The sequence below is a fragment of the Arthrobacter sp. 10N43 genome (genome assembly GCF_056394525.1).
Map to the genome: position 1 here is coordinate 707,636 of NZ_JBFTIA010000003.1, position 9,530 is coordinate 717,165.

At 65.4% G+C, this 9,530-nt stretch carries 7 protein-coding genes; 2 read left to right on the top strand and 5 right to left on the bottom strand.

What is annotated here, in order from left to right:
- Positions 1-14 precede the first annotated feature (14 nt).
- Positions 15-653 (top strand): NADPH-dependent F420 reductase, encoded by a 639-nt coding sequence (locus AC1DDO_RS08170; RefSeq protein WP_476971726.1) that lies wholly within the window; start codon positions 15-17, stop codon positions 651-653.
- 34 nt (positions 654-687) lie between these two features.
- Here the strand turns inward: AC1DDO_RS08170 and AC1DDO_RS08175 are convergent, their stop codons facing one another.
- From AC1DDO_RS08175 to AC1DDO_RS08195, 5 genes are all read right to left on the bottom strand, one after another.
- The gene (locus tag AC1DDO_RS08175) at positions 688-1,830 is read right to left on the bottom strand and encodes a hypothetical protein (RefSeq protein ID WP_476867823.1); all 1,143 of its coding nucleotides are present in this window, start codon (positions 1,828-1,830) and stop codon (positions 688-690) included.
- Positions 1,827-4,022, bottom strand: coding sequence for a multicopper oxidase family protein (locus AC1DDO_RS08180; protein ID WP_476971727.1), 2,196 nt, complete (start codon positions 4,020-4,022; stop codon positions 1,827-1,829). The genes AC1DDO_RS08175 and AC1DDO_RS08180 overlap by 4 nt, the downstream gene beginning before the upstream one ends.
- A 302-nt stretch (positions 4,023-4,324) precedes the next feature.
- The gene (locus AC1DDO_RS08185) at positions 4,325-5,854 is read right to left on the bottom strand and encodes an APC family permease (RefSeq protein ID WP_476971734.1); all 1,530 of its coding nucleotides are present in this window, start codon (positions 5,852-5,854) and stop codon (positions 4,325-4,327) included.
- Positions 5,855-5,868: 14 nt separating this feature from the next.
- The gene (locus AC1DDO_RS08190; RefSeq protein WP_476971728.1) at positions 5,869-6,792 is read right to left on the bottom strand and encodes a universal stress protein; all 924 of its coding nucleotides are present in this window, start codon (positions 6,790-6,792) and stop codon (positions 5,869-5,871) included.
- Between the two features lie 43 nt (positions 6,793-6,835).
- Positions 6,836-8,230 (bottom strand): flavin monoamine oxidase family protein, encoded by a 1,395-nt coding sequence (locus AC1DDO_RS08195; protein ID WP_476867826.1) that lies wholly within the window; start codon positions 8,228-8,230, stop codon positions 6,836-6,838.
- A gap of 177 nt (positions 8,231-8,407) precedes the next feature.
- On the opposite strand from AC1DDO_RS08195, the gene AC1DDO_RS08200 reads away from it, so the two are divergent.
- Positions 8,408-9,118 carry a TetR/AcrR family transcriptional regulator gene (locus AC1DDO_RS08200; protein ID WP_476867827.1) on the top strand — a complete coding sequence of 237 codons (711 nt, stop codon included), beginning with the start codon at positions 8,408-8,410 and terminating at the stop codon, positions 9,116-9,118.
- Positions 9,119-9,530 lie beyond the last annotated feature (412 nt).

A 9,530-nucleotide genomic window follows, 5' to 3' on the forward strand; every position in this document is an offset into this window, starting at 1 on the left:
GGAAAGGTTCCATCATGACTGACATCACGATCATTGGCAGCGGCAACATGGCACGGGCAATCGGCACCCGTGCTGTCGCCGCCGGCCGCTCCGTCCAGGTGCTGAACCGGACACCGGATAATGCCGCCAAGCTCGCTGCTGACCTTGGCGGCAACACCACCTCCGGCGGCCTGAGTGAAGTTCCCGAGGGCGACATCGTGGTCCTGGCGCTCTACTTCGGACCTGCCAAGGAGGTTGCCACACATTTCGGCGATACGCTCAGCGGCAAGACGGTGGTGGAGATCAGCAACCCGATCGACACGGAGACCTTTGACTCGCTGGTGGTCGCCCCGGGAACGTCGGCGGCCGAAGAAATTGCGGCGCTGCTGCCAGGCGCACGGGTGGTGAAAGCCTTCAACACCACCTTCGCCGGCCCACTCGGCGCAGGGGCTGCCGGTGGCCTGCCAGTGGATGTCTTCATCGCCTCTGACTCCGAGGAGGCCCGCAACGACGTCGCCGCCTTCGCCGAAGCCGCCGGGCTGCGTCCGATCCAGGTGGGCGGGCTGCGCCACGCCCGTGAACTCGAGGGCTTCGAGCAGCTGGTCATGGCGTTGCAGGTCAACCCCGCATATCCAACCTTCAATTGGGGCACCAGCCTGAAAATCATCGACTAGGGCCCGCCTCAAAAACCGGCCGGACCCGTGCACCTCACTGGTGGCGGACGGTGACCGGCTCGTGTCCTGAGCTATCCGGGTTGCCGAACCAGGCCGGGGCGGTGCCGGCGAGACCCAAAACGCCAACGGCGATCGCCGCCACAACCGTGAGCGATCGGATGTGGGCTGATACCTGTGGGCCCCTGGACAGCTGGTCTTTGTCACGGAGCAGGGCGCCGGCAGCCAGCAGTGCGCCCAGTTCCAGGACCCCGGCAGCAATGTCGGCCAGACCGGCCGGTTCGGGGGTGCCGGCCGCCGGTCCGAACGGCAGTCCGACGGTCCGGGAGCACACCCACAGCACCAGCGGAACAATCGAGGCTCCCGCGACCGCCAGGAGCAGGGCGCGGTGCCGCCGGCCCAGCGACAGGAGGCCAAAGGCAAGCTGGGCCGCAGCGAGAATTGCGAAAAACATACCGGCGGCAGCCCACTCGCTGAGATGCTCCGGTATGACGGCGGTGTGGATGGCTGCGCTGCCGAACAGCGTTCCAGCCAGAAGAATCTGCCGGTGGTCCTTTCCCCACCGGGCAGTTCGCCCTCGGATGCTGCTGACGTCCAACCGGCCGCCCCGGATCGCCACCACCCAGCCCACGAGGACAAAATTGGTGACCAAGAGCATCCCGCTGCCATAGCCCACTGCTCGCACCTGGAGTCCGAGCGACGCCTGCTCCTGCAGCGCCACGCATCCGTCCTGCGGGCAAGTGTGGCTCATCGAGCCGATCAGCTGCAGCTGATCGGCTTGCAGCCGGTAGTCATAGGCGGAGCTGACGGTAATGAGCACAATGCCGACGCCGGTTCCGGCGGCGACTACCAGCAGCGCCGTCAGGACGGTGCTCCACTTGCGCGGCTCCGGCCCGAACAGGTGGAGCGCCAGCGCGAGGGCGCCAAGAACAGCGACGACGAAAACCGGCAGAACCAGGGTGGACTCACGCAGCCAGCTCACGAATGGCTCCTGGGTGCGTTCAATGGCACCCACGGCACCGCGCAGCGACATCATCCAGAAGCCGTCAGCATAGGCCATCACAACCGCGAGGGATGCGACCGTCAACCATGGAACGGCTGCCGGGCCAGGATTCAGGCCGCTGCGTTCAATGTGGGCGTCGGGGAACTTTGCCTTCTCGATCACCTCCCTCTGCTTCATGGCCGGATCTCCCAGCCGAACATCATGGAGTGGTCCTCATGCGCAAGGTTGTGGCAGTGCGCCACGTATGGCCCGACGAAGTCCCGGAATCCCCGGTAAAGGATCACCGACTCGTTCGGGTCAAGCGCCGCCAGATCTTCTTTCGAGACGTCGTCGGGGTGCCCGGCATCTGCCTTAACAGTGACGTCCTTGCCGTTGCGCATGACGGTGCGGTGTTCCTCCATATGCAAGTGGAAGGGGTGCACCCATCCGCCGCCGCCGTTGCGGATCTCCCAGAGGTTGAAGCTGTTCTTCTTCGGCGCGGCCAGCGGCGTCGCGCCAGCATTGTTTCTCAGGCTCGTCGCCACGGTCGTCGGGTCGAAGGGTTTGCCGTTGATGAGCCACTCGATCTCGCCGCCCAGGGCACCCCGCTTCACCTCGAAGATCAGGCGGTTATCCAACAGGTTCCGCCAGTTGCCCGGCAGCGGCGGAAGCGGGCGCAGAGGCGTCAGGGCCGCCGGCATCTGGCTGTCGTCCTGAGCGGTGTCGCCGATCACGAACTTCAGCAACGGCACCCTATAGGCCGGATCGGGGAAGAAGCGGGACGAGTTGGACCACATCCGCCCGTTGGGCATCTTCAAGACGTTGGTGAGGTAGACGACGTCGCCCTTGGTGGTCGGCGTGCCGTCCTGGTACCGCGTGAAATCGATGATGACCTCGCGCCGCTTGGCCGGCCACAGCTCGAACGAGTCCCGCTTGATGGGGAACGGCAGGAGCCCGCCGTCTGAGGCGATCTGGGTGAACTGCATGCACTGCTGGGCGTCAGGGATGCGGTACTGGCCCTCCAGCTCGTCATCGACAAAGCCGAGCGACGCCGAGGACTTGGGGCCCTGCGTCGAGCTCATCAGCTTGAATTCATAGATCCTCGAGACCGAGGCGTCCAGGAACCGGAAGCGGTACTTGCGCCGCTTGACCTCCAGCATCGGGAAGGCCGTCCCGTTGACCGCGCAGATATCGCCCACGAAGCCGTGGTTGGGGAAGTGCTTGTAGAACGTCTTGCCCCACCACTCGGGATGCTTGGCTGGGTTCTTCGCGGCCGGGAACTCGCCCTGCACGTCGTGGATGTCCTTGTGCACCGTGTCACCGTCATCAAGGCGCAGATCGGAGAAGGCCAGCGGGATGTCGTACCTGACGTCGAAGGAGCCATCCGAGTTGTCCTTGCGGACGCCGGGCAGCCGGAGGCCCCGCCGCTCGTCTCCCATGTCCAGGCCGTTCTTCGGGTCGTAGATGGGGTAGAGGCCCATCAGGCCCTTGTAGACGTTCGAGCCGGTGTGGTCCATCGTGTGGTCGTGGAACCAGAAGAAACTCTGCTTCTCCCGGTCGTCTCCGCCGGCCGGCCAGTTCAGGTACAGGTTGTCGACGAACATCTGCGGCCTGAAGCCCGGATGTTTGGGCCCGGCCACCATCGAGTAGTGCGGGTTGCCGTCGCTCTCGGGCGCGGTGTGACCGTTGTGCAGGTGGGTCAGGAAGGACCAGTCCGGGGAGCCAAAATCCTGGCGGTCGAGGTGGAGCGGGTTCTCGTCCAGATGGTTTTCGAAGCGGATGAGCGCCGGCTTGCCGTACTCGGCGTTGATCATCGGTCCGGGGAGCGTGCCGTTGAAACCGTAGATTGTGCTCGGCGGCAATGTCCGTTTCGTCCCGGCCGCGTAGGTCTTGCCGGATGAGTCGTACGAGACTGTCGGCAGTCCTTCCGAGTCGATCGGCAGCACTTGGGACTTGGTGAAGGAGTGGGTCCGAAGCAGTAGATCGATCTTGTAGACGATGGGATCCGGAGAGCCGATCTGGCTTGGCCAGATCTGGTGCCGTTCGTTGAGCAGCGAATTCTGCTGCCCGGGTCCTGGCCCCGGCGGCTTCGGCCAGGCGCTGTACACCGACCTCGGCACCGGGGGGAGCGCCCTCGGGATGGGCAGCTGGTCGCGGAACGGCTCCAGGATCAGCGGGCTCGTCGGGAACTTTTCGATGTAGAACAACGCGTCACTGAGCGCTGCTGACGTCGCGGCGAACGCGCCGTCGGCCGTGAGCAGGCCCCGCTGCGCGAGAAACGGCACGCCCAAGCCCTTCGCGGCAACCAGGGCGGCGCCGGCGCCCCCGGCCGCCCCCAACCTCAATAGGGTTCGGCGGGACACCCTGCCTGCCTCTTCATCCTTATCCATCACGAGTCCCCGTCCCCTTCGTATGGGGACGTATGGCCGCCCTGAGGCCTGCGGACGCCATCCCGTGCGCATCGTTGCGTGAAATGAAGAGTGATCACGAGGAAACTCCCTACCCTGCGGGCTCAGCTTCGCTTGGCCCTCCGCCGCTGACCCCCTCACTATGCGTCGCAGACCTTTGGAATCACTTGATCGGCTGGAACCTGCCTCCAACGCAGGAAGGTCCCCCTCCGGCCAGCCGTTTGGTAAGTGGGCTCACTTTCCAAACGGCTGCCGGACGGGGACCTCCCGGACCCGGCCGCGGATCAGATCCCGCGGGAGAGGACCTTGCCCTTGAAGAACTCGGGGCGGACCCTGGCCATGACCAGCATGAGCACCACGCCCAGCAGGATGACGCCCATGCCCAGGATGAAGACCAGGCCCACGCCACCGATTGACGAACCGGAACCGTACGCGGGATCCATGGAGTCATAGGCGGTCTTGACGAACATGACCAGCAGGATGACGCCGCCCAGGAGAGGTGCAAGGAACTTGAAGAAGAACGCCTTCGCCCCGCTGAACGCCTCGGCGCGGAAGAACCAAACACAGGCCAACGCGGTGATGCCGTAGTAGAAGCAGATCATCATGCCCAGGGCCGTAATGGTGTCCCACAGAGCGTTTTCCGACGTCGTGCGGGTAATGACATAGAACGCTGCTGCTGCCGCAGCCGAGGCGATCGTCGCATAACTCGGCGACTTGTACGTGGGGCTGATCCGGCCGAACTTTTTCGGCAGGCCCTTGTAGTGGCCCATGGACAGCAGCGTGCGCGCCGGCGAGACGAACGTGGACTGCAGCGACGCGGCGGAGCTGCTCAGGATGGCCAGCGACATCAGGATGGCGAAGGGGCCCATCACCGGCCCCGCGAGGACCGCGAAGATGCTGCCCTGGTTCTCCGGGTTGCCGGCACCCAGGCCGGTATCGCCGACGCCGGCGAAGGACAGTGTGGCCAGGGCAACGGTCATGTAAATGATCACGATGACCAGCACGGTGACTGTGGCGGCACGGCCCGGGGTCTTCTCCGGATTCTTGGTCTCCTCGTTCATGGTCAGCGTGACGTCCCAGCCCCAGTAAATGAAGATGGACAGCGAAACGCCGGCGGCAAAAGCGGAGAAGGATCCCACCGCGAAGGGGTTGAACCAGTCCGGGGCGATGGCAGTCGCGTCAAAGGCCGTTCCGTTGGCCACGTGGCTGAACGCCGCCACGGAGAACCAGCCAAGGACCAGCAGCTGGAATCCCACCAGCACGTACTGGACGCTCTTGGTGGTTTCCATGCCGCGGTAGGAGATCCAGCACGCGAGGGCAATGAAGACCAGCGTGGTGGCGATATTCACCGGCAGGTTCGTGGTGAGGTCGGCGAGGTCCGGGTTGCCCGTGAGCTGCGCCAGCATGAGGTAGAAGAAATCCACCGCGACGGCCGCCAGGTTTGAGAGCACGATAATGGTCGCAGCAATCAGGCCCCACCCGCCCATCCAGCCGATCCAAGGGCCAAAGGCCCGGGTGGACCAGGTGAAGGAGGTGCCGGCGTCGGGCATGGCGTTGTTCAGTTCGCGGTAGCCGAGCGCCACCAGCAACATGGGGACAAAGCCCACCAGGAAGATCGCGGGCAGGTGCACGCCGACCTCGGCCACTGTGGGGCCCAGTGCCGCCGTGAGCGTGTACGCCGGGGCGATACAGGAAATGCCGATGACGACGGCGCCAATCAGGCCCACCGATCCGGCCTTCAGGCCCTTCTCGCTGAGCCCGTGCTGGTCGTGCTTCTGGTCGTGCTGCTGTCCGGGCTGCGATGCCTTGGACATCGCGGGTTCGGTACTCATTTTTCTGCCTCTCGGGGGACGTCATTCGACGCTGAATGGTTGAGCCGCTTGAGTTCATAGTCGCTGGGCACCACGATCATCGGCACGGGCAGGGCGCGAAGGATGCGGTTGGCCGTACTGCCGAGGAAGATGGACCGGCCCTTGGCAAGCCGGCTGGAACCAATCAACAGGACCTCGCCGTCTTCCCAGCTCAGACGGTCTACAGCTTCCTCGATGCTGCGACCGTGCGCGACGACGACTTCCGTCTTCGCCTCCTCCTGGACCTCCTGTTCGCCCTCGGGCAGGGCGGCGGCCAGGCGTTTCGCCGCGTACTCGCGGGCCGCCTCGGCGGTACCGGCCGCATCGGCCGCATCGCCGCCGTCGAGCGCCAGAAGCGACACCACGCGCAGCGGCACGTCCCGGTTCGACGCCATGCCCAGGGCGAAATCGAGCAGCTTTTCGGCGCCCGCCCGGGTTCCGAGTCCGCAGCTGATCCGGGTCAGGGCCTCCTGGCGGTGGTAGCCGTGCGGTGCCAGGGCCACAGGAACGGTCGAGGCGTGGAGCAACGCGCTGGCCACCGACCCGATGGTGAAGCGTTTGAAGATCCCGTTGCTGGTTGCGCCGATGATGAGCATGTCCGCGCCCAGTTCCTCGGCCGCCTCGATCAGTGCGTGCGCGTCGGAATCATGGCCGCGGACGTGCGCCTGCGCCGGGACACCGGGCGGAACCAGCGCCAGCGCCTGGTCGAGCCACTCCTGGGCCTGCTCATTGAGCAGATTTTCGAAGCCAGCCTTCGGTGCGAGGGCGTGCCCGGAGTGCTGCACTTCGGGCACCACCAGCACAAGGTCCAGGCTCGCTCCGCGTCCGAGCGCCAGGGAGACGGCCAGATTGACCGCATCGTGGCCCCTGGCATTGGCTGAGTACCCCACTACGTAACGCATCTGGCCGCTCTCCTAACTGAATTGACGTGAATTGTTGGGATTTCTACGCCCGCGACGCGACGGACGCACGATCCGCGGCGGCGACGATCCGTGCTGCCGTGGCCTGTCCCATCCGGACGGCGCCGTCGACATGCTGGTAGCCCTCGGCCGCGAGATCGGAGCAAGACCAGTAGATGGGCCCGACCGGCTTCAGCTGGTCCTTCCCGTACCGGTGCAGCCCGCCAAGGTCGTAGCTGGCGGCGTAGGCTCCGCGGGTCCACTCCTCCGAACCCCAGTCGGACTCGTAGTAGACCTCGGGATCCAGGGCTTTTTCGCCGAGGAAGGACGCAATCGATTCGAGGATGGCCCGGCGGCGGTCCTCTGCGCTGAGCTCGAACATAGCGTCGGCCTTTTCATCCGAGACGAAGCCCACCAGCGTGCCGCGGGGGTCCTCGTAGTTCGTGTTGTCGTAAACCTCCTGGACAATGGCGCCGGCGCCGAAGCCGGTACCTGAAAGTCCATCCTCCCGCCAGAAAGGCGTGCTGTATACGGCGTGGACCTTGATGACCAGGCCAAGGGACTGGTGCTGGTGCATCTGGTGCTGGCGGCGGGGCAGCGGCGGGTTGAACGACACCCGGGAGTAGAGGTTCGGCGGCACGGCCATGATGACGAAGCGGGCGTTCACGGTGGCCCGTTCGGAGACTGCCGTGACGCGGTATCCCCCGCTCGCGTCCTCGGCCCAGTTGATGGTGCGGACCGGGCTGTCCAGGACGACGTCCTCGCCCAGTTCCGCGGCCTGCAGCAGCGAAACCTGCTGCATCCCGCCGACAACCCGCTTGTCGAGGATGAAGTCCTCATCCGTGAGATTGCTGAAGGATCCGGCGGAGGCAGCCATCAGGACGGCCTGCAAGGCGGAGAATGCGTGGGCGGGCTTGGTCAGCATGCCGCCGGCGATGAAGAGGCCGATGTTGTTGCAGGCTTGCTCGTCCGTTGAGTTCTGCCGCAGCCAGTGGTGGAAGGAAATGGTGTCCAGCTCGCGGGCCTTGGGGTGCGCCCACGGCTCCTCGGGGCCGATCTCCGCGGCCAGGGAATCGAGCAGGGCCGTGAGCTTGTCCATTTCGGCGGCGGTGGTTTCGCTGACGGGGAAGGTGTCGCCGGTGTACAAGGTGCGCTTGCCGTCTGCGCCGATGAAGACGGATTCGCCGTCGCGGTAGCGGGAATAGGTCTGCAGCCCGAGGTCTTTGAGGAGTCCCAGGAGCGCCGTCTGGTCCGGGGAGACCCACTGTCCGCCGATTTCGAGCATGGCCCCGTCAATCGTGTCGGTCCAGGTCCGGCCGCCCACGCGGTCCCGTGCCTCGAGGACCGCCACGCTCAGCCCTGCCTTCTTCAGCTCGCGGGCTGCGGTCAGTCCCGAAGGCCCGGCCCCTACGATTACGACGTCGCGTTCAAGTTCCAGCATGATGTCCTCCCTGTGGCCGCTGGAGTGATGCGGACCACTAAATGAATGTCGTTCATTTAGAATGATAGACCTTCCGTCCGCTTCGGGGAAGACCCCTGTCCAGGGAAATTGGCCCGTAAAGTAGGGGCAGAATGGGATGACCCAGAAACCGCCCGCAGAGTTAGTAGGAAGTCCGGAATGACGGCATCAACCAGCGTCCCCGCCGGCCCGCACAGCCCGGCAGACCAGCACAGCCCCGCCGCCGGGCCGCGCCGCCGCGTGGGCAGGCCCGCCGCAGCCGTGCTGGACCAGGACGGCATCACCGCGGCCGCGCTGCAGCTGATCGGCAAGAGCGGCTACGACGGCTTCACCATGGCTGCGCTGGCGCGGACCCTGAACGTGGCGCCGTCGGCGCTGTACAACCACGTCTCCTCCAAGCGGGACGTCCTGGTCCTCGTCCAGGACCACTTGACCTCGTTCGTGGACGTCACCGCCTTCGAAAACGGGCCCTGGGAGCAGGCCGTGAGGGACTGGGCCTGGAGCTACCGCGATGTGTTCTCCAAGCACACGCCGCTGATCCCCGTCATCGCCGTCCTCCCGGTGGCGGATGCGCCGAAGACCCTGGCCATGTACGAGACTGTCAGCGCCGGCTTCAGCCGTGCGGGTTTTCCCCAGGAGCGCATCGTCCCGGCCATCGTGGCGTTCGAATCCTTCATCTTTGGCTCCGCCTACGACGTCACGGCGCCGCCGGACATCTTTGATTCCGGCAGCATGGCGTCGTCGACCCCCAATTTCACCTCCGCCGTCAACCGCCTGGCCGAGGACAGCCATGAAAAACCGGCCGACGTCGCCTTCAGCCTGGGACTGGAGGCACTCCTGGCCGGGCTGGGTGCGCTGCGGGTGCCCTGACGGGCGGGGTTAGTTTGCCGGACAGTCTCCCGGGTTGGCACTCAGCCCAGCGGAGTGTGTCCAGCGGACAAAAGTGAAGGGAGAGGGCCAAAGCCCTCTCCCTTCACCGGTCGGTCCCTCAGCCGATGTGGATGCCGGGCCTGAGAGCCGGTGCCTGCTCGACCTCGCGGAGGATTTCACGCACCAGGGGGGGCCGTGTCGCCCTCGCCCAGGAACAGGTACCGCATGAGGTGGCCTACCGGGCTGCCCTCCGACTTCACCTGTTCCCACTACCTGAACAGGAGAGCACAATGAAATCCATGAACACATCAAGGACCTATGTGCTGGTGCATGGTTCATTCGTCGGGGCCTGGTGCTGGTCGCGAGTCGTCCCTCTGCTGGAAGCTGCCGGGCATGAGGTTTACGCGCCGAC

Excerpts from the sequence above, each read along its gene's own strand:
- AC1DDO_RS08170 (WP_476971726.1), top strand. The coding sequence starts at position 15 with ATGACTGACATCACGATCATTGGCAGCGGCAACATGGCACGGGCAATC.
- AC1DDO_RS08175 (WP_476867823.1), bottom strand. The coding sequence starts at position 1,830 with ATGAAGCAGAGGGAGGTGATCGAGAAGGCAAAGTTCCCCGACGCCCAC.
- AC1DDO_RS08180 (WP_476971727.1), bottom strand. The coding sequence starts at position 4,022 with ATGGATAAGGATGAAGAGGCAGGCAGGGTGTCCCGCCGAACCCTATTG.
- AC1DDO_RS08185 (WP_476971734.1), bottom strand. The coding sequence starts at position 5,854 with ATGTCCAAGGCATCGCAGCCCGGACAGCAGCACGACCAGAAGCACGAC.
- AC1DDO_RS08190 (WP_476971728.1), bottom strand. The coding sequence starts at position 6,792 with ATGCGTTACGTAGTGGGGTACTCAGCCAATGCCAGGGGCCACGATGCG.
- AC1DDO_RS08195 (WP_476867826.1), bottom strand. The coding sequence starts at position 8,230 with ATGCTGGAACTTGAACGCGACGTCGTAATCGTAGGGGCCGGGCCTTCG.
- AC1DDO_RS08200 (WP_476867827.1), top strand. The coding sequence starts at position 8,408 with ATGACGGCATCAACCAGCGTCCCCGCCGGCCCGCACAGCCCGGCAGAC.